The sequence below is a fragment of the Microbacterium sp. ARD31 genome (assembly GCF_031844425.1).
Window position 1 is genome coordinate 1 of record NZ_JAUZVE010000085.1, and the last position, 19706, is coordinate 19706.

Consider the following 19706-nt stretch of genomic DNA (forward strand, 5'->3'; position numbering starts at 1 on the left):
CCTCGCGCTGCTGTGGTTCATCCCCTCGCCGATGGTCGTGCAGGCGCTGGGCAGCGCCGGCAGCCCGGCGAACATGCTGGGTGTCGCGATCTTCATGGCCTGGGCGTGGTTCACCGTGCGACGCTCCGAGCCGACCGGCACCGGGGTCCAACCGGTGCGGGCCGCCCTCCTCGCCCTGCTCGTGGTGATGCTGGTCGTCTACGCCCACGCGATGGCGGGCCCGCTGCCCGGTGACGAGATCAGCGTCGCCGACTCGGGGCTGCTCCGGCTGCTCGGCATGGCCGGCGTGGCCCTCATGGCCGCCGACGGGATCGTCAGCCTGGACCGCCACGTCGTGCTGCTGCGCCGGCTGGCGTTCGCCGCCGGCGTGGTGGCCCTCCTGGGGCTGCTCCAGTACGCCACCAGCCAGCTCTACATCGACCGCATCCGGATCCCCGGCCTGGTGGCCGGCACCTCGGAGTGGACGCTCGGCTCCCGGTCGGGGTTCACCCGACCCAGCGGCACCTCCACCAGCCCGATCGAGTACGGCGTCGTGCTGGGCATGACCCTGCCGGTCCTCATCGTGTGCGCGTCCGTCCGCTCGCGCTACCGGTGGCTCTACCGCGCGATGCTCGTCGCGATGATGGCCTCGATCTACTTCTCGCTCTCGCGCTCGGCGTACCTCTGCGCGGTGGCGGGCGTGCTGGTGCTCGCCCTCAAGTGGGACAACCGCCGCCGCCTCACCGCGCTCGGGTTCGTCACGGTCGTCACCGCGGTCATGTACGTCTCCGTGCCCGGCCTGCTCGGCTCGATCCAGGGGTTGTTCTCCAACGCCGACGAGGACCCGAGCATCGCCTCGCGCACCGGCAGCTACGACATCGCCGGCCAGTTCATCTCCAGCTCGCCGATCATCGGCCGCGGCTTCGGCACCTTCCTGCCGAAGTACTGGATCCTCGACAACGCCTACCTCGGGCTGATGATCGAGGCCGGGGCGGTCGGGCTGCTGGCGTTCCTCACGCTCGTCGTCTGCGCCCTGGTGAGCGCGCGGCAGGCGCGGGTCGACCTCGAGGGCCGGACCGACGACCCGTCAGCAGCCGACCACGCGCTCTACGCCCACGCGATCCTCGCGTCGGTCGCCGCGGGTGCGTGCGGCCTCGCGTTCTTCGACGCCTTCGCCTTCCCGCAGACGGCCGGCTGCTTCCTCCTGCTCATCGGGCTCGCCGGCGCAGTGCGTCGCCTCACCCGCGAGACGGAGCCCGGAGGGAACGCTCCGCGCGCGTCGCGGTCGGCACGATCAGGGCCCGGTAGGGCCAGCGCAGCAGCCACCCGGGCACCCGGTCGTGCCGCTCCTCGAGGGCGACCCGTCCGCGGAGGTGCTCCAGCCGCCCCGGCGGTCGTTCCCCGCGCAGCCGCAGACCGGTCAGGTGCTTGACGCTCTTGTAGCCGTACTGAGGCGGACTGACCAGACGCAGCGGCGCCCCGTGCCGCGCGTCCAGCGGGCTCCCGTCCAGCTCGCGGGCCAGCAGCACCTCGTCGCCGAGCAGGTCCTCCAGCAGGAGGACCACCTTGTAGCCGTCGCCCCCGCGAGCCTCCACCACCGCGAAGTCCACCGCCGGGTCCAGTCGGGGTACGACGACCTCGTGCCAGAAGTCCCGCATGGGAACTCCCGTCCACCGCAGGCCGCGGACGGTCCACGTCGTCACGCAGTGGAAGTCGCTGACCTGCTCGCGCTGCGGGAGGCGGTCCAGGTCGGCCTGGGTCGCCACGAACGGTGCGGCGACGCCGAGCCCGTCGATGCGGAGCTCGACCGGACGCGTCGGCGGCGGCGGGGCCTGGGGCCGGTTCCCGAAGCGCGGGAACCAGTCCCGCATCAGCCGTTGCCCCGGAGGGAGGCCAGGTGCCGGCCGGGGCCACAGCCTCGACACCGTCCGGTCGCTCACGCCCGCCTCCGGCCGGCTGCACGCATCGCGGCCGTGCCGAGCGCGAGGCACAGCGGGGAGTAGATGCGCAGGTCGTGGTGGCGGAAGGCCGCTGTCGCGTCCCGGCCCTGCGTGCTGGAGACCAGCAGGCCGCCGACTCCGCGAGCCAGCAGCACGGAGCCGACGCCGCGCGCACCGACCCGCACCCACGGACGAGGCGAGGCCGTGGTCGCGGCGGCAGCGGTGATGCCGGTGGCCGTGGTGAGCAGCCCGACGACCCCCCACGTCAGCGTCGCCGACGGGAAGGGCCGGCGCCCCACCACGAGGTCGGCCAGCTCGTCCCGGTCCGCAGCCGGCCAGGGCGAGCCCAGGGCCCACGCGACGTGCAGCGCGGCTGCCGCGCCCAGCCCGGTCGACGCCGCCACCGCGGCTCCGCGTCTCGTGCTTTCCGTACGCATCCGTATGGTCACGTCCATACCGTAGCGTATGGCGCATGTCGCCCGCACCTCGTCTCTCCGCCGATGACTGGGCGATGGCCGCGCTCGAGGTCATCGCGCTGCGCGGCATCGAAGGACTGAGCGTCGAGGGGCTCGCGAGGCAGCTCGGCGTCACCAAGGGCAGCTTCTACTGGCACTACGCGGACCGCCCGCAGCTCATCGAGGCGACACTGCGCGTCTGGGAGCAGCGCGGGACGCTGGACGTCATCTCCCACCTGGAGACCGTCGACGAGCCGGCCGACCGGTTGCGGTCCCTGTTCGACCTCTCGTTCGGTGACGAGGTGCACGGCCTGGTCGACGTGGCCATGGTGGCCCGCGCCGACGACCCCACGGTCGGACCGGTCGTCCACCGGGTCTCGCAGGCCCGGATCGCCTTCCTGGAACGGGTGTTCCGCGAGCTCGGGTTCACCCCCGGCAAGGCTGCGATCCGTGCGCGCGTGGCCTACTCGGCGTACATCGGCCACTTCCTGGTCCGCCGGTCCCTGCCCGACGACCCGGTCCTCGCCGCCCGCGCGAACGACTACCGGCGCCAGCTGCTCGGGCTGCTGTCGGTCGACCGACCGGGAGCCGGGTAGGCGCCAGGAACGGTCGGTCAGCGCCGAGCGCGCGCCAGCACGCGCCTGACCCGCCGTGCGGCACCGGCCGGGAGCAGCAGTGCCGGCCGGACGGTCCCCGCTCGCGCGAGGCGGGCGGCCGTCTCCAGCCGGCGCGGCCAGGAGAGCTGGTCCGACATGGTGTCCAGCGTCCCGGCGAGGCCCTGGCCGACGCCGTTGGCCATCATCAGCAGTAGCCGGCGGTCGAGCTCGCCGGTCCGCCGCGGAGCCCGGTCGGGCGCCGACGCGGGCCCCGACGCCGGTGGCGCGTCGAGCACCTTGCCGACCGCCTCCGCCCACGCCCCGTCGCCGTGGCTGCGGTGCACGGCGGCGCCGGTGCTCGCGCCCAGCTCCGCACGGGCCACCGGGTCGCGGAGCAGGCGGGTGACCTCGACCGCCAGCTCGGCGCCGGAACGGGCGACCAGCAAGTCGTCGTCGAGCTCCGGGGTGTCGGCGCCGAGCACACTGAGCTCGTCCCCGCCGGGCCGCAGGGTCAGCACCGGGGTGTCCATCGCGGCGGCCTCCAGCATCGAGGTGAGCGAGGAGAAGGGGTAGGAGTCGACATAGACGTCGGCGGCCTCCAGGAACGTGTGGACGTCGGGCAGCAGCCCCCACGCGCGCCCCAGTCCCTGCTCGGCCAGCACGGACCACTCGCCGTCGGGCGCCGGCCCCGCCACGTGCAGCTCGGCGCCCGGGACGTCACGCACGGCGGGCAGCAGGACGTCGAGCAGCGTCTCCCCCCCGGCGGCGGCGTACTTGTAGGTGTCGGCCGCGCTGGCGACCACGACGGCGTCCTCGGGCACCCCGAGCGCGGTCCGCGCCGCGCGCCGCGTGCGCTCGCGCTCGCGCAGCTGCAGGGGCCGTACGACGAACGCGTTGCGCGCGTCGGGGATCCCGCGCCGCTCCACGTTGAGCCGCGCGCCGCTCTGGCGCAGGTTCACGACCCGGTCGGCCGCGACCACGCCGACCCAGAAGACGTGGTCGGCGTGGTTGACCAGCAGGACCTCGGGCCGCCCGGCGAAGCGACCGGCAAGCGCGAGGCCCGCCACCACGTCGTTGGGGTGGACGTGCAGCACGACGTGGTCGTGCGCGCGGGCCAGGTCGCGCAGCGCGGCCGCCCGGTCGACCAGCCGGCGGTGCCGGGCGTCGAGGCGGACCAGGGCGTCGGCCGACGGCAGCACCGAGACGAGCTTGCCGGGGACCTCGCGCTCCCCCTGCCCCGTGAGGCAGACGTGGTGCTCGCGGTCCGTGTCGAGCCGCAGCCAGTTCGCCAGCATCTGCGTGTGGCCGCCCGTGCCGTAGACCTGGGTGACGACGTGGAGGACCCGCGGTCGCGCGCCCGGCGCCGACAGGCCGGCGCCGCTGGTCGCCGGCGCGGCCGGTTGCGGGAGCCGCGTGCCCAGCTCGGCCAGGACGCCCTCCAGGGCACCGCTGGCGAACACGCCCGTCGGGTTGCACCACGCGAAGGTCGCCGCGGTCATCGCCGCGACGGCAGCCGGCTCGTCGCGCCCCCGGCGGGCCAGTCGCTGCGCCCGGCGCACCAGCCGGTCGAAGACCTCCCAGTTGTCGTCGAGCCGCTGCACCTCGCTCGTCGCGGACCGACTCATGCGTCCACCGCCTCGGCGACGTCGGCGCCGGGCGCGGGCGTGGCACGCAGCCCCTTCGCCTGGCGGAGCAGGTCGGGTCGGAGCAGCAGGACGCCGCCGATCGCCGCGAGGCAGAGTGCCCCGGCCGCCAGGGACGTCACGAACGGGGACGAGAGCTCGGCGGCCACCAGCACGGTCACGCCGGCCGCCGCGGCGGCGACGAACGTCGGCAGGACCACGGCGCCGCCCAGCGGCGCCAGTGGGATCCCGTGGCGCCGCAGCAGACCGAGGTAGCACGGCAGCACCACGACGAGCACGACCGCGAGCTCGGCGAGCGCCACCCCGACGATCCCCTCCCGACGGGCCGCGAGCCACACGGCCGGGGCCAGGGCTGCCAGCCACACCAGCTGCACGGTGAGCAGCCGACCCGTGGCGCGGAGCACGACCAGGAGGTCGTAGGAGAGCTCGAGGAAGATCCGCACGGACGTGGCCAGCACCAGCACCGCGAAGGGGTCCGACGCCGGGCCCCACTCGTCGCCGTAGACGAAGCGGACCACGTCGTCGGCCGCAGCGGCGCCCACCAGGCAGACCGGCAGCGTGACGACGGCGACCACGCGGAGCAGCAGCGTGAAGGAGTCGGCCAGCCGGCGCGGGTCGCCCTGCAGCCGCGAGAAGACTGCCGGCGCGACGCTGCGCAGGGGCTGCGAGAACATGTTGAGCGGCCAGGACGCGAGGTTGAACGCCAGCACGAAGTAGCCCAGGGAGGTGGCCCCGAGCAGGGCGCCGACCGCCACCTGCTCGACGTACGCGACCGCGAACACCACGATGCTCGCACCAGCCAGGGGCAGGCCGAAGCGCAGCAGCGGGCCGACGAGCGTGCGGTCGACCTGCCAGCGGTAGGGCCTGGTGGCGTGCACGAAGAGCACCACGCCCACCAGCGTCGCGACCACGCGACCCCAGGCGAGGCTCCAGGCGCCGGCACCGCCGAGGGCGAGGCCCAGCGACAGGGCGGTGCCCGACCACGTGACGCACTGGTCGATGACGAAGCGGCGGCGCTGGCGGAACTGCCGCTGCAGCAGCGCCGCCGGTCCGGCGACCATGCCGCTGAACACCACGGAGACAGACATCAGCCGGATGATGCCGGCGGCGTCGGGCGCCCCGAGGGCCCTCGCGACGGGCTCGGCGGTCACGAACATGGCGGCGAACAGCAGCAGGCTGCCCGCGGTCGAGATGGCGTTGACGGTGCCGAGGACCGTGCGCGGGTCGCGCTCCCACCGCACGACGGCGAGGCTGACGCCGAGCTCGTTGAAGCTCAGCACCGCGAGCAGCGCCACCATGGCGACGGCGAAGGTGCCGAACTCACCGGGCCCGAGGATGCGGGCGAGCAGCACCCCCACCAGCAGCGTGCCGAACCGCGACATCGCCGTGTTGAGGAAGCTCCAGCCGAATGCGCCCGCGGCCGTGCGGGCGAGCCCGCCGCCACCGTCGGGCTCCCCGTCCACGTGCTCGTGCGTCCCTGCGTCTGGTCCCACGCTGCCCCCTGCTGCGTCGTTCATCTCCCCCGTCGGCCCCCGTTCCGGCGGGTCACGGCGAGGCGGCCTTGAACACCACGTCGACGAAGTAGTTGGTCGAGTTGTAGGACCCGGCCGGGAAGCCGCCGCCCGCGCCGTAGCGGTAGACGCCGTTGCTGCCCGACGGTGCCGTCAGCGGGCCGACGGTCCGCGCCGCGCTGGCGAAGTATCCCGGCGAGGAGGCGTAGCGGCCGACCGGCGCGTAGTAGGACACGGTGTAGGTCGCGCCGGGCGTCAGCGCCACCGGTGTGGCCAGGACCGCGGTCTGCCACCCCGTCGCCGTCTCGTTGGTGAAGGTGACCTGGGCCAGCCGGTTGCCCGCGGCGTCCCAGAGCGAGCCGACGTGGGTGCCGGTGTTGCCCGCGCCCTTGTAGAACTTCACCGCCGTCACCGACCCCGCCTGCGAGGCGGTGAACCGCGTGCCGAGCTCGATCGCCGAAGGGTCGTCCGCGGCTGCCGTGGCAGGCGTGACGTCGGCGAACAGCGAGGTGGTGCCGATGTCGTCGATGCCGGTGGTGAACGACCAGGTCTGGGTGGCCAGGGCGGCTCCCTCGGTCGAGACCAGGCCCGAGACGCTCACCGAGTACGCGGTGGTGGCCACCAGCGGTGCCGCCGGCGTGAAGGTGATGGTGCGACCGTCGCCCGAGAGCGCGGACGTGCCCGCCACCGGGACGCCGTTGCGGGTCACCTGCACCGACCAGCCGGCCGCGAGCGGCGCGGACAGGGTGATCGACGGCTTCGCGGACAGCGACACCTGGTCGGCGCCGGACGCCGGCGTACGGCTGTCCACGGTCAGCGACGCGGCCGCCCGCTCGAACACCACGTCCACGAAGTAGTTCGCGGCACCGAAGGTGTAGCCGGGGTAGCCGCCGCTGGACCCGTAGAGGTAGCGGCCGTTGTTCGACGACGGCGCCGTCAGGTCGCCCTTGGTGAGCGGGCTGGCGAAGAAGCCGGGCGTCACCGCGTAGTGGCCCTGCGGGGCGAAGTAGGAGACGACGTACGTCGTGCCGGCCGTGACCTGCAGCGGGGTCGCCAGGGTCGCCGTCTGCCAGCCGCTGGCGGTCTCGTTGGCGAACGTGACCGTCGCGAGGCGGCTGCCGGCCGCCGACCAGATCGACCCGGTGTGGGTGCCGTTGTTGCCGGCTCCCTTGAAGAAGCGGATCTGCTTGATCGTGCCGTTGCGGGACGGGGTGAACGCCATCCCGACCTCGATCGGCGCACCGTCGTCGGCGGCAGCGGTGTCGGGCACCACGTCGCCGAGGAGCGTCTGGTTCTGCAGCGTCTCCGCAGCGCGGGTGCGGAAGGTCCAGGTCCGGGTGCCGAGGCTCGCGCCGTCGCCGGTGGTGACGCCGGTCAGGGTGACCGTCACGTCGGTGCCCGCCGGCATCGTCGCGGAGGGCGTCCAGGTGATCCGCTGGCGGTCGGTCGAGAGCACCGAGGTGCCCGCGAGCGCACCACCGCCGCCGTTGACGGAGATCGCCCAGCCGGGCTCGACCTGGTCGGAGAAGTCGACCACGACCTTGCTGCTGCGCGGGACGTCGAGCGCGCCGGGCGCCGGGGACTGCGAGGTCATCGCGATGCTCGGCGGCGTCTTCTCGAAGACCACGTCGACCAGGTAGTTGGTGCTCGAGGTCCCCCCGGGGAAGCCGGTGGCATAGGTGTAGGCGCCTGCCGTGGACGTCACCCGCAGCGGGGCCCAGGAGAGGTCCCGGGACGAGAACGCGTTGGGCGTCGCGGAGTAGCGGCCCGACGTCGACCGGTAGGAGACGACGTAGGGCGTGTTCTTCGCGATCGCGACGGGCGTCGCGAAGGTCAGCTGCTGCCACCCGCTCGCCGACTCGTTGGTGAAGGTGCCGGAGGCGAGCTCCACGCCGTTGGCGTTCCACAGCGAGCCGACGTGCGCCCCGGTGTTGCCCGACGACTTGTAGAACCGGACGCCGGTGACGACGCCCTTGACGTCGGAGGTGAACCGGGTGCCGAGCGAGAGCGGCACGCCGTCGTTGACCTCCATCACCGTCGGCACGGTCTCGTCGCTGAACAGCGAGCACGGGCACACGCCCGGCGGGTTCGGCGGCTTGGCGGTGGTGAAGGACCAGGTGCCGCCGGAGGTGATCGGGTTGCCCTGTGCGTCGGTGCCCGTCAACGTGGCGGTGTAGCGCACGGCGGCGGCCAGCTGGCTGGTCGGGGTGAAGGTGATCGTGCGGTTCGGGGCGTCGTACGACGTCGTGCCGGGCACGGCCTGGTTGTTGGAGTCGCGCAGGGTCAGTCCGGGCGTGCCGGGCGCCATCGCCTTGGAGTAGCGCGCCGACACGGTCGTGGTGACCGGGATGGCCGTCGAGTCCGGGGCCGGGGTGTGGCTCATCGCGATGAGCGGCGAGTCGTCGGTCGCGGAGTAGGTCAGGTCGACGAAGTAGTTGGCCTTCTGGTAGCTCGAGGACGGCATCGTCCCCACACCGCCGTAGACGCCCGCGGGCGTGGCGCCGAACCCGCCCGCGACCTGCATCGCACCGGCGTCGACGCCCCGGTAGGCGAAGGCCCACTGCTCCGAGGCGTAGTGGCCGCGCGGAGCGGTGTAGGACACTGTGTAGGCCTGGCCGGCGATGATCGGCACGGCCTGGGTGAAGCTCGCGGTCTGCCAGCCGGACGCGGTCTCGTTGGCGAAGGTCACCTGGGCGAGCCGCTGGCCGCTGGAGCTCCACAGCGAGCCGACGTGGGTGCCGGTGTTGCCGGCGCCCTTGTAGAAGCGGACGCCGGTCGCGAAGCCGTCGACCACGGGCGTGAACCGCAGGCCGAGCTCGAGCCCGACGTTGTCGTCGGTGTCCGGGACCGCCGGGATGGTGCTGCCGAAGATGCTGCACGGGCAGCTCACCGAGAAGCTCCGGCTCGCCGGGGTCCCGATGTTGGCGCTGTCGTCGATCGCGCGGACCAGGATCGGCGTGTTGCCGCGACCCTTCTGGATGACCGTGGCGGTCCACGAGGTGGTCCCCGTGGCGGCCTTCCAGGTCGCGCCGTTGTCGTTGGAGACCTCGACCCCCGCCACGCGACCGGCCGCGTCGGCCGCCGTGCCGGTGAGGGTGACCAGGTCGCCGTTCTTCTGCGCCTGCCCGGCGGCGGGCGTGCTGATGGTGACGGTCGGGCCTGCGGTGTCGGTCGACCTGGCCGCCGACACCAGGCCACCCATCAGGGTCGCCGGCTGCGCACCCATGTCGGCGAGCAGGTTGACCTGCGCCTGCTGCATGCGCTGGTCGGTCACGTTGTCGGGGTACTCCGAGTCGTGCTCGGCGTCGAGGCCGTAGGTCCACTGGACCGTGCCGGCGCTGAACACCAGGGCACCGCTGGGTGCCTTGTAGAGCGTGAGGTTGTGGGTGGTCGTGCCCGGGGTCACCGTGGTGCCGAAGTCACGGAGGTACTGCGGCACGTCCCCGACCGTGGTCGACAGCTTGATGAGGCCAGGCGGGCTGAAGCCGTTGTCCATCACCTCGTTGGACTCGTAGCCCACGGTGTGCGGGGCGAGGGTGGTCTGGCTCGCGGACGTCGTCGCGAGGGACGTGTTGCGCCAGAGGCGGTAGCGGCCCTCGGCCTGCCGGACCGTCATCGCCAGGTCGCTGAAGTTGACCATGTAGGCGGTGCCGATGAGCTCGTTCTCCGGCATGCCGCCGCCGTTGGCCCGCGAGGCGAAGCGTGGGTCGCGCCAGGTGCCGGTCCACTGGCTGTTCGGGTCGATCTTGGCGTTGGCCCAGGTCTCCTTGTAGGTCACCAGGGTCCGGTACGCCGTGTGCGAGCTGTCCGCGGACTGCTCGTAGCGGGTGCGCCAGTAGCCCTCGTTGCCGGCCAGGAACTGCAGGTTCACCCCGGCGTCGCGTGCCGCGGTGATGTTGGCGCGCTGGGCGCCGCTCCAGTACTCGTCGTGGCCGACGGAGAGGAAGACCTTGTGGTTGGTGAGCAGGTTGCCGCGCCGGTCGGTGTCGACGCCGGCGATGTAGGTGACGTCGTAGCCGTTGCGCTCCAGGAAGCGCACCCCGGCGTACTCCGCACCGAAGTAGAAGTCGCGCCCGCCCGCGGAGCCACGCGTGTTGAACGGGCGGTTGTAGCTCACCTTGTAAGCGCGGCCGTTGGCACCGCCGGCGTAGAAGTCGGACCCGCCGTAGGTGTTGTAGGCGTGCCACGTCGGGTCGGCCGTCTGGAACACGATGTCGGAGGTGCTCGCGTCGTCGCGCACGATGAACGTGATGTGGCTGGTGTCGCCGTTGGTGCGGGTCAGCTTGGCGACGTAGACGCCCGAGACGGCGGTCGACGGCACGTTCCAGGACGCCGAGACGGCCCAGTTGCCGCAGTCGTAGAGCTCGGTGGTGACGTCGGTGATGCAGTTCGGCTGGGTCTGCGGGAGCGAGGCGCTCGGCGTCACCCTGGTGATGAAGCGCGCGCCGAGGCCCTGGTACCAGCCGGTGCGGTAGATGTCGATGGTGTACGACGAGGCGTTGGTGGCGATCTTGAAGTCGATGCGCTGCCCGACGTTGACCGAGATGTCGGTCGCGAAGCCCTGGATCGAGGAGTCGCCGGCGCCCTGGATGTCCCAGATCTCCGGGTCGGTGCCGGGCTTGGCGTTCTCGCAGGCGACCTTGTTGCCGCCCGGGCCGCACGGGTCCGCGGCGTTGGCGGGTGACGGCCCGCCGAGCAGGGCCGGGCCGATCAGTGCGTTGAGCGCGGCCACGAGGACCAGGGCTGATGCCTTGATCCCCCAGGAACGCCCGCTTCCGACCCGTGAGCTCGCCGTGCTGGCCATGCCTTCCCCACCCTTCACGGCGCGACTGTGCGCCACGGTCCCGATCCTCACGTCGTGACGCGGACTGAGGACCGGTCCTCGGCCGATATCCCCACATTTCGGGGCCTCGGGACGCTGACCTTCGCGCCCGGGCTCGCGACGCCCTGGATCTTCGTCCTCAGGCCCCGCTCATGACTCCCGGCTCCGCCGCTCGTCCTGAGCGCGGCCAAGGTGATCCTCAGCGGCGGCGGGTCGCTCACCTTGGTGACCGTCCGGCTCGCCGCGGCGACGAGGTCGCGCGCCTTGAGGCTGTCGGCGTCGCGGGAGATGCAGAGGTCGCGCAGCGCGAGCTCGAGGGCGATCGTCAGCTGGTGGTCGTCGACGTGCTCGCCGTGCATCGAGCGGCGCGGCACCAGGATCGGGCACTTGCCGTTCTCCAGCGCCATCAGCGCGATGCCGGTGCCGGCGTGGGCCACCACCACGTCCGCGGCGCGGATCGCGGCGGCCATCTCCTCCGACGGCACCTTGACGCGCGCGTCGATGCCGAGACCGGTCGTGTCGGTGCCGCCGGTCTGCCAGAGCACCTCGGTGCCGGCCGGCACCAGCGGCACCAGCCGCTCGAGCAGCCGCCGGAAGCCGTAGTCCTCCTGGGTGCCGAGGCTGACCACCATCCGCCGCACCGGGCGCGGCGCGGTCGGGGTGGTGTCGTACAGCTCCCAGGGCGAGGCGAGGTACTGCCAGTGCCCGCGCGTCAGCGCACTCGACTGGCTGTACGTCGTGATGCCCGGGACCAGCGCCAGCGCGCGGCCCGACAGCGACGGTGCGTCGAGGCGGGTGGCGCTCTCGATGTAGACGGTCTCGATGCCGCGCGCCCGTGCCTGCGGCAGCACCGCGAGGGCGAGCGCGGCACCGGTGCTCACCACGAGCGAGACGTCGTGCTCGCGGAACAGCCGGCGGCAGCCGAGGGTGTTGCGGGCCAGCGCCCGGGTGTCGCGCGGCGGGCACGGCAGCGCCCAGTGCACCCGCTCCCCCGCGAGCAGCGACTCGGTCTGCGGCGTGCGGGGGGTCACCCACACCACGTCGTCCCCGACGCCGAGGCGGGGGCGCAGCGTGTGCAGCTGCATGAGGTGGCCACCGTCGTTGGCGACCAGGAGGGTGGTCACGACTGCCCCCGCTTCGCCGTGGCCGCGGCGAGGACCTCGACGACGCGGTCCTGCATGGCCTCGGTGAGGTGCGGGTGCATCGGCAGCGAGAGGATCTCGCCGGCGGCGGCCTCCGCGACCGGAGCCGTGCCCGGGCCGAGGCCGAGGTGGCGGTAGGCGCCGGTCAGGTGCACCGGGTAGGGGTAGTGGATGCCGGCGCCCACACCGGCGCGCGCGAGCTCGGCGAGCACGGCGTCGCGGTCGGCGACGCGGACGACGTAGAGGTGCCACACGTGGGTGCCGTCGGCACCCAGCAGCGGCCGGCGCACGCCGGGGACGTCGGCCAGCAGCGCGTCGTAGCGGGCGGCCGCGCGGACCCGCAGCTCGTTCCACTTCTCGAGGCGGTCGAGCTTGGCCCGGAGGTAGACGGCCTGGATGGTGTCGAGGCGCGAGTTCATCCCGATCACGTCGTGGACGTAGCGGGTCGAGGACCCGTGGTTGCGCAGCCGGCGGACCTCGGCCGCGATCGTGGTGTCGTCGGTGGTCACCGCCCCCGCGTCACCGGCGGCGCCGAGGTTCTTGCCGGGGTAGAAGCTGGTCGCGCCGACGCGGCCCAGGCCACCCGACCCGCGGCCGTCGAGGCGGGCGCCCTGCGACTGCGCGGCGTCCTCGACGAGCGGGATGCCGTGGGCGTCGCAGACCTCGGCGAGCCGCGCGACCGGCGCCAGCTGGCCGAAGAGGTGCACCGCGGCGACCGCCTGCGTGCGGGGAGTGATCGCGGCCTCGACGGCGTCCGGGTCGAGCAGCAGCCGCGCGTCGTCGACGTCCACCGGCACGGGGACGGCGCCGATGCGCGAGGCGGCCTCCGCGGTGGCGATGAAGGTGTTGGCCGGCATCACGACCTCGCCGCCGGCCCGGACCCCGGCCGCGCGCAGCGCCAGCTCGAGCGCGTCGGTGCCGTTGCCGACGCCGATGCAGTGGTCGACGCCGACGAACTCGGCGTACTGCTGCTCGAAGTCGGCGACCGCCGGGCCGTCCACGAAGGCGGTCTTGGCGAAGACCGCCGCGATGCCCGCCTCGACCTCGGCGGCGACCTCGGCGTGCTGGGACGCGAGGTCGACGAAGGGGACGTGGGTGGTGCTCATAGGTGGACTCCTGTCCGGATCGGTCGGGCAGGGACCCCCGCCCAGGTCTCGCCTGCTGGTACGTCGTCGAGCACGACCGCGCCCATCCCGACGGTGGCCCCGGGGCCGATGTGCACGCCTTGGCGGACCGAGGCGTTCATGCCGATGTAGGCGGCCTCGCCGACGCGGACGTCCCCGCCGAGGGACACGCCGGCGCAGATCGTCGCGAAGTCGCCGACCGTGCAGCCGTGCGTGAGGGTCACGTGCGGCATCAGCACCACGTGGTCGCCGACCTCGACGTCGGCGGTCAGCACCACCCCGTCGAGGACGATCGCTCCCGTGCCGATGTGGCAGCTGCCGGGCAGCACCACCCGCGGGTGGACCAGGGACGTGTAACGGGCCCGGTCGACCCCGAGCATGTCGAGGCGCACGGCCACGCGGCGACGGTGCCGGCCGGCACCGAGCGCGAGCAGCACCTCGAAGTCGACGACGTCGGCCACCAGGTCCACCGAGCCGAGCACCGGCGTCAGGCCGTGCAGGGTGCCCCACGTGGCGGGGTTGTCGTCGACGATGTTGACCGGGCCGTCGTGGTGGAGCATGACGGCCACCGCGGTCGCCTCGCGGGCCAGGCCGCTGGCACCGACGAGCAGCAGGCCCGTCATGGACGCCACGCCGTGCCGAGGGCGTCGCAGACGCGGGCCTGCTCGGCGTCGGTCATCTGGTGGTAGAGCGGCAGGATCAGCGTCTGGTCGTTGAGCCGCTCGGTCACCGGCAGCGGGACGTGCTCGCGGTGCGCGTGCGCGGGCTGGCGGTGCGCGGCCATGATCCCGCGCCGGGCCGAGATGCCGGCCTGCGCGAGGTGCATCATCAGCTCCTCGCGGTCCATCGGGTGCTCCTCGAGCACCTCGACCCAGCAGGACTGGAAGTTCGTCGTGCCGTGCGCCGGGTCGGCGACCATCCGCAGGCCGGGCAGCTCCGCGACCGCGGCGGCGTACGTCGCGGCGAGCTCGCGGCGCCGCGCCACCATCTCCGGCAGCCGGCCGAGCTGCACCAGCCCGACCGCGGCCTGCATGTCGGTCATCCGGAAGTTGAAGCCGATCTCGGAGTAGGACTCCGGCGGCGCCAGCACGCTGGCGTGCCGGTCGGCGGCCGAGACGCTCATCGCGTGCTCGCGCAGGTGGCGAGCGCGCTCGGCCCAGTCGGCGCGCGAGGTCGTGACCATCCCGCCCTCGCCGGTGGTGAGCAGCTTGCGCGGGTGGAAGGACCACGCCGCGATCTCCGCGCCCGCGCCGACCGGACGGCCGTGCGCGGTCGAGCCGGCCGCGCAGGCGGCGTCCTCGATCACGGTGATCCCCAACGGGTCGCACCAGGCGCGGACGGCGCGCAGGTCGAGCGGCACGCCGCCCTGGTCCACGGCGATCACGGCGCGCGTCCGCGACGTGACCACCGCGGCGATCGTGGCGGGGGTGAGGTTGCCGGTGGCGTCGTCGACGTCGGCGAAGACCGGGGTGGCCCCGACGTAGGTCGGTGCGTTGGCGGTGGCCACGAAGGAGAACGACGGGACCACGACCTCGTCGCCCGGGCCCACGCCCGCGACCACGAGCGCCAGGTGGAGACCGGTCGTGCAGTTGCTCACCGCGATCGCGTGCTCGGCCTGCTGCGAGCGGGCGAAGGCGGCCTCGAAGGCCGCGACCTTCGGCCCCTGGGCGACCCAGCCGGAGCGCAGCACCTCCGCGACCGCGGCCACCTCCTCCTCCCCGAGCCACGGCTGCATCACGTTGATGCGGGTCAGGCTGGCGGCGGGAGTGGTGCTGGTGTCGATGCTCATGCCGACGCCCCGGCCAGCTCGCGTCCGGCGGCGATCTCCTCGCGCAGCGGTCGCCACCACTCCACGAGCTCGCGCAGGCCCTCCGCGAGGCCGACCTCGGCGGTGAAGCCCAGGTCGCGCTCGGCGGCGCAGGTGTCGGCGAGGCGGCGTACGACGCCGTTGACACCGCGCTCGGGTCCGTGCTCGACCGGCAGGTCGGAGCCCATGACCTGGAGCAGGGTCTCGGCCAGCCCGAGCAGGCTGGTCTCCTCGCCGCGGGCGACGTTGTAGACGCCCTCGACGACCGGCGACGTCGCGGCGAGCACGTTGGCGCGGGCGATGTCGGTGGTGAAGACGAAGTCCATGGTCTGGAGCCCGTCGCCGAAGATCAGCGGCGGCTTGCCGTCCGCGATCCGCTCCATCCAGCGCACGAGGACCTCGGTGTAGAGCCCGTGCACGTCCATCCGCGGCCCGTAGACGTTGAAGTAGCGCAGGGCGACGTAGTCCAGGCCGTGCATCGCCCGGAAGCTGCGCAGCATGCCCTCGTTGAAGGTCTTGGCGGCGCCGTAGAAGGTGTCGTTGGCGTAGGGGTGCTGCGACTCCGGCGTCGGGAACTCCTCGGCCAGGCCGTAGACCGATGCGGACGACGCCGCGACGACCTTGTCGACCCCGGCCGCAGCGGCCGCCTCGATCACGTTGAACGAGCCGTCGACGAGGACCTCCAGCGCGAGCCGCGGCTCCTCGGCGCACTGGGTGATCCGGATCGCCGCCTGGTGGAAGACCAGGTCGCAGCCGCGGGTGAGGTCGTGGACGAGGTCGCGGTCCCGGATGTCGCCGCGGACCAGCTCGACGCCGCCCCGGGCCAGCGCGTCGTCGAGGTTGGCCTCCCGGCCGCGGACCAGGTTGTCGAGCACGCGGACCTCGCCCACCCCGGCGTCGAGGAGCTGGTCGACCAGCGTCGAGCCGATCGTGCCGGCGCCTCCGGTGACCAGGACGCGGGCTCCGGACAGCGCGGTCATCGCACGGCCTCGAGGGCCGGCTCGACCACCGCGGGCCGCGGCCCGGGCGGGACGGGCACGGCCGGCTCGCCGTACAGCGTCGCCGACGCCTGCTCGAGGACCGTCAGCACGCGCAGCCCGGCGTGGCCGTCGGTGAGGGCCGGGCGGTCCTCGCGGATGGCCGTCGCGAACTCGGCGACCATCTGGCCGAGCGCCTCGCGCTCCGGCAGTGCCGGCGACCAGGTGTCACCGAGGCGGTAGGAGATCGACGAGGCGGCCCGGTCCGCCCCGGCGACCGAGGTACGAGCGAGGTCGACGCCCCGGTCGTACACGCTGAGGCGCTGCTGCGGGTTCAGGTCGTCCCAGACCAGGGTCCGCCGCGATCCGCCGATCACCATCTGGCGGATCTTGGTGGGGCTGAGCCAGTTGACGTGCACGTGGGCGAGGCCGTCGCCGGCCAGCGGGAGCGTCAGGTGGCCCACGCACGCGCGGCCCGCGCCGATCGGGTCGGCACCGGTGGCGCTCACGCCGGAGGTGGGCAGCCCGCCCGGGAGGACGAAGTCGAGGATCGACAGGTCGTGGGGCGCGAGGTCCCACAGCACGTCGATGTCGGGCTGCACCAGCCCGAGGTTGATGCGGACCGAGTCCACGAAGTGGATGTCGCCGAGCTCGCCGCTGACCACCAGCTCACGCATCTTCTGCACGGCCGGCGTGTAGCAGTAGGTGTGGTCGGTCATCAGGACCAGGCCGCGCTGCTCGGCGAGCTCCACCATCGCCCGGCCGCCGGCCACGCTGTCGGCCAGCGGCTTCTCGACCAGCACGTGCTTGCCGGCCAGCAGCGCGTCGAGGGCCAGGCCCTGGTGCGTGCGCGCCGGCGTCGCGATGGCCACCGCGTCGATGGACGGGTCGTCGAGCACCCGCTGCAGCTGGTCGGTCACCTCGACGTGCGGGCCGGCCACGGCACGCGCGCGCTCGAGGTCGAGGTCGCACACGACCTTGAGGTCCCAGTGCGGCGACGAGCCGAAGTTGCGGACCAGGTTGGGCCCCCAGTAGCCGGCTCCGATCACGGCTACACCCAGGCGGTCGGTCATCAGTTCTCCTCGTTCTCGTTCGCGGTCTCGTTCGCGGTCTCGGTGAGCGCGCCGTCGACGACGACGTACGTCGCCCCGGTGCGCGGGCAGGTGAAGGTGTCGGGGGCCGTCTCGACGAGCGGCACGCCGGCCCGGCCGACCCAGCCGACCTGGCGGGCGGGCACGCCGACGACGAGCGCGTGGTCGGGCACGTCGCGGGTCACGACCGCACCGGCGGCGACCGAGGCCCACCGGCCGATGTGGACCGGGGCGACGCAGACGGCGCGCGCCCCGACGGCGGCGCCCTCGTCGATGGTGACCCCGACCGCCACCCAGTCGTCGGCGTTCTTGAGGCGGCCGTCGGGCGTGACGGCCCGCGGGAACGTGTCGTTGGTCAGCACCACGGCGGGGCCGATGAAGACACCGTCGCCCAGCACGGCCGGCTCGTAGACGAGCGCCTGGTTCTGGACCTTGCAGCGCTCGCCGAGGCGGGCGCCGGGGCCGATGTAGACCCCGCGGCCCAGGATCGTGCCGGCGCCGACGTCGGCGCCGGAGCGGACCACGGACTGGTCCCAGACCTGGGCGCCGGCACCCACGCGGGCGCCGTCCTCGACGGTGGCGCTCGGGGCGACGGTGGCCTCGGCCTCGGGCTGCTCGGGCAGCGCCTCGGTCCGCGGTCCCGGCACGCTCGCGCGCTGGGCCTGCTGGGTCTGGGAGTCGGACAGCGTCGTCATGAGCGTGAGCTTTCGTCTCGTTGCCAGGTGGTGAAGTCCCCGGAGCGCACGGCGCGCCGGGCGCCCAGGCGGGCGGCGACGTGCACGCCCAGGAACACCGGCAGCCGGAGGGCGAGGCCCGGACGGCTGACGGCGAGCCCGAGGAGGGTGCGCGTGCTGGTGCGGGACGCGGGCCGGCGGACGCCGAGCCGGGCGGCCTGGGTGTTGCCGGTCGCGATCCGGATGCGACGGCGTACGAGGTCGCGCAGCGTCCGCGGCGGGTGGATCACGGCGACGGCACCGGGCACGACCCGGCGCTCGTCGCCGCTGAACGAGTCGGACATGCCGAGGTCGTCGCTCATCATCCGGGGCAGCGCGGCGACCCGCGCCTGCGCCTGCTCGGAGAGGACGACCACGCCACGACCGAAGAGGCCGGACTCGACCTGGGGAAGCGACTCCCACACGTCGTAGTACCAGCGGACCCAGCGTGAGCAGGAGGCCTTGGGGACGTCGCGCCGCGGCGCGGTGGCGAGGACGTGGTCGCGGGTGATCGGCTCGAGGAGCTGCATCACCGCGGTGCCCGACAGCTCGATGTCGGCGTCGAGGTGGACGCGCGGGAAGACGTCGGTGGCGGTGTTGCCCACCCGGACGGCCTCGGCCTTGGACGGCTGCTGGATCTCGATGACCCTGGCGAGCGGGTCGGCGCGCCGGGCGACCTCGGCGGTCTGGTCGGTGCAGCCGTTGCAGACCACCACGACGTCGAGGTCGGAGGCCCCGGTGCCCTGCCGCAGCGCGAGCAGGTTGCGGCCGATCGTGGCCGCCTCGTTGTGCGCCGGGATGATGACGCTGGCAACGGCCATCTCTCCAACTCCCCCAAGTTCGAGTGCCGAGCCGTTCGGCTGGCACTGTCAGATCTTCTGGATCCGCGTGCCCGGGGCGGCCCGCCGTCGGGGCCTTTCGCCCATTTTGGGGAGTGGCCCGTTCGGGCTACCGGGGCATGGCCCGCGAGAACGTGATGTCGGCGGACCTGAGGTCGCGCAGGTGGAGCACGAACCGGTCCATCTCGAGCAGCGACCACTCGTCGTCGACGGCCGCACCGCCGGCCACGGTGCTCAGCGCGCGGTAGAGGTCCAGCGGCTGCTTGCGCAGCTCGGCGTGGAGGGTGCCCTCGAGCACGTCGCGCAGGTAGTCGTGCTGCGCGCCCCGAGCGGAGCCGTAGCGGTAGGTCGCCGGGACGCCGTTATCGGCCGCCAGCTGCGCGAACGTGCGCCAGTCGAGCGCGATGAGGTGGTCGACGCGCCGCCCCGACCAGGACTCGACGGCGGCCACGGCCTCGCTGGGACGACCGCTCTGCGCCGACGTCGCGATGCCGTCGAGCACGGGCATCGACCCCACATCGACCCGGACGCCGTCGGGGTCGACCTCGACGAGCATCACCGACTCGACGGACTGCACGCCGTCGAGCCAGCCGACATCGGCCCGGCCGCCGGGGCGGGTGCCGACCATCAGGACGGTCTCTCCCGGCGCGGCCGCGGGCCGGTCGCCCAGCCCGTCGAAGGCGCCGTCGATGCGGTCGAGGCGGTCGACGAGGTGCAGGTTGATGCCCACCAGCGCCACCAGCGGGACGAGCGAGAGCACCAGCAGCGTGCCGAGCAGCTCGCGCACCCGCCGGCGCCTGCGCGGCGTGAGGGGTGGCGCCGCGCCGGGCGGGTCCCAGCTGTGGCGCGGCGCCGGGATGCGTACGCCGGTCGCCTCGCGCGTGGTCGACCCGGCCTGCGGTGCCGTCATCGGCTCCTCCTGCCCTCGGGCTCCCGACGCTAGGCCGCGACCCCGCCCGGCCTCATGGCCCAAACAGGGGAAGACCGGCGCCTCCCCACCCCTGGGAGGAGCTCAGGAGTTGAAGCGCTGCTGGGTCTTCTCGAGGCCGTCGGTGATCAGCGACTCG

At 73.5% G+C, this 19706-nt stretch carries 15 protein-coding genes and 1 pseudogene; 2 read left to right on the forward strand and 14 right to left on the reverse strand.

Annotation, left to right across the window (positions count from 1 at the left end; all coding sequences use genetic code 11):
* Positions 1-622: 622 nt before the first annotated feature.
* A pseudogene (locus tag Q9S36_RS49360) lies at positions 623-934 on the forward strand (O-antigen ligase family protein); the annotation flags it as partial.
* Positions 935-1217: 283 nt separating this feature from the next.
* Here Q9S36_RS49360 and Q9S36_RS49365 read toward each other — a convergent pair.
* The gene (locus tag Q9S36_RS49365) at positions 1218-1850 is read right to left on the reverse strand and encodes a molybdopterin-dependent oxidoreductase (RefSeq protein ID WP_311292068.1); all 633 of its coding nucleotides are present in this window, start codon (positions 1848-1850) and stop codon (positions 1218-1220) included.
* A gap of 65 nt (positions 1851-1915) precedes the next feature.
* Positions 1916-2368: a DUF3995 domain-containing protein gene (locus tag Q9S36_RS49370; protein WP_311292069.1), complete on the reverse strand. Its 453-nt coding sequence runs from the start codon at positions 2366-2368 to the stop codon at positions 1916-1918.
* A 23-nt stretch (positions 2369-2391) separates the two neighbouring features.
* Here Q9S36_RS49370 and Q9S36_RS49375 point away from each other — a divergent pair, with 23 nt between their 5' ends.
* Positions 2392-2970 (forward strand): TetR/AcrR family transcriptional regulator, encoded by a 579-nt coding sequence (locus Q9S36_RS49375; RefSeq protein WP_311292070.1) that lies wholly within the window; start codon positions 2392-2394, stop codon positions 2968-2970.
* Between the two features lie 17 nt (positions 2971-2987).
* On the opposite strand, the gene Q9S36_RS49380 is transcribed toward Q9S36_RS49375, so the two are convergent.
* The 12 genes from Q9S36_RS49380 to Q9S36_RS49435 all read right to left on the reverse strand — a co-directional run bounded on the left by Q9S36_RS49380 (position 2988) and on the right by Q9S36_RS49435 (position 19549).
* Positions 2988-4595 carry a glycosyltransferase gene (locus tag Q9S36_RS49380; protein ID WP_311292072.1) on the reverse strand — a complete coding sequence of 536 codons (1608 nt, stop codon included), beginning with the start codon at positions 4593-4595 and terminating at the stop codon, positions 2988-2990.
* Entirely contained in the window at positions 4592-6106 is a 1515-nt protein-coding gene (locus Q9S36_RS49385; protein ID WP_311292073.1) for an oligosaccharide flippase family protein, read from the reverse strand. Before Q9S36_RS49385 ends, Q9S36_RS49380 begins: the two co-directional genes overlap by 4 nt.
* A 52-nt stretch (positions 6107-6158) precedes the next feature.
* Positions 6159-10964, reverse strand: a complete 4806-nt coding sequence (locus tag Q9S36_RS49390) for a DUF4082 domain-containing protein (RefSeq protein WP_311292074.1) — start codon at positions 10962-10964, stop codon at positions 6159-6161.
* An 11-nt stretch (positions 10965-10975) separates the two neighbouring features.
* Entirely contained in the window at positions 10976-12070 is a 1095-nt protein-coding gene (locus Q9S36_RS49395) for a glycosyltransferase (protein WP_311292075.1), read from the reverse strand.
* Positions 12067-13194 carry a DegT/DnrJ/EryC1/StrS family aminotransferase gene (locus tag Q9S36_RS49400; protein ID WP_311292076.1) on the reverse strand — a complete coding sequence of 376 codons (1128 nt, stop codon included), beginning with the start codon at positions 13192-13194 and terminating at the stop codon, positions 12067-12069. The genes Q9S36_RS49395 and Q9S36_RS49400 overlap by 4 nt, the downstream gene beginning before the upstream one ends.
* Positions 13191-13835 carry a NeuD/PglB/VioB family sugar acetyltransferase gene (locus Q9S36_RS49405; protein WP_311292077.1) on the reverse strand — a complete coding sequence of 215 codons (645 nt, stop codon included), beginning with the start codon at positions 13833-13835 and terminating at the stop codon, positions 13191-13193. Before Q9S36_RS49405 ends, Q9S36_RS49400 begins: the two co-directional genes overlap by 4 nt.
* Positions 13832-15001, reverse strand: a complete 1170-nt coding sequence (locus Q9S36_RS49410; RefSeq protein ID WP_311292078.1) for a DegT/DnrJ/EryC1/StrS family aminotransferase — start codon at positions 14999-15001, stop codon at positions 13832-13834. Before Q9S36_RS49410 ends, Q9S36_RS49405 begins: the two co-directional genes overlap by 4 nt.
* Positions 14998-15999 (reverse strand): NAD-dependent epimerase/dehydratase family protein, encoded by a 1002-nt coding sequence (locus Q9S36_RS49415; RefSeq protein ID WP_311292080.1) that lies wholly within the window; start codon positions 15997-15999, stop codon positions 14998-15000. The genes Q9S36_RS49410 and Q9S36_RS49415 overlap by 4 nt, the downstream gene beginning before the upstream one ends.
* Positions 15996-17069, reverse strand: coding sequence for a Gfo/Idh/MocA family oxidoreductase (locus Q9S36_RS49420; RefSeq protein WP_311292081.1), 1074 nt, complete (start codon positions 17067-17069; stop codon positions 15996-15998). The genes Q9S36_RS49415 and Q9S36_RS49420 overlap by 4 nt, the downstream gene beginning before the upstream one ends.
* A complete protein-coding gene (locus Q9S36_RS49425) occupies positions 17069-17782 on the reverse strand; it encodes an acyltransferase (RefSeq protein ID WP_311292082.1) in 714 nt (237 codons plus the stop codon). The genes Q9S36_RS49420 and Q9S36_RS49425 overlap by 1 nt, the downstream gene beginning before the upstream one ends.
* The gene (locus Q9S36_RS49430) at positions 17779-18621 is read right to left on the reverse strand and encodes a glycosyltransferase (RefSeq protein WP_311292083.1); all 843 of its coding nucleotides are present in this window, start codon (positions 18619-18621) and stop codon (positions 17779-17781) included. Before Q9S36_RS49430 ends, Q9S36_RS49425 begins: the two co-directional genes overlap by 4 nt.
* Before the next feature lie 127 nt (positions 18622-18748).
* A complete protein-coding gene (locus Q9S36_RS49435) occupies positions 18749-19549 on the reverse strand; it encodes a hypothetical protein (RefSeq protein WP_311292084.1) in 801 nt (266 codons plus the stop codon).
* Positions 19550-19706 lie beyond the last annotated feature (157 nt).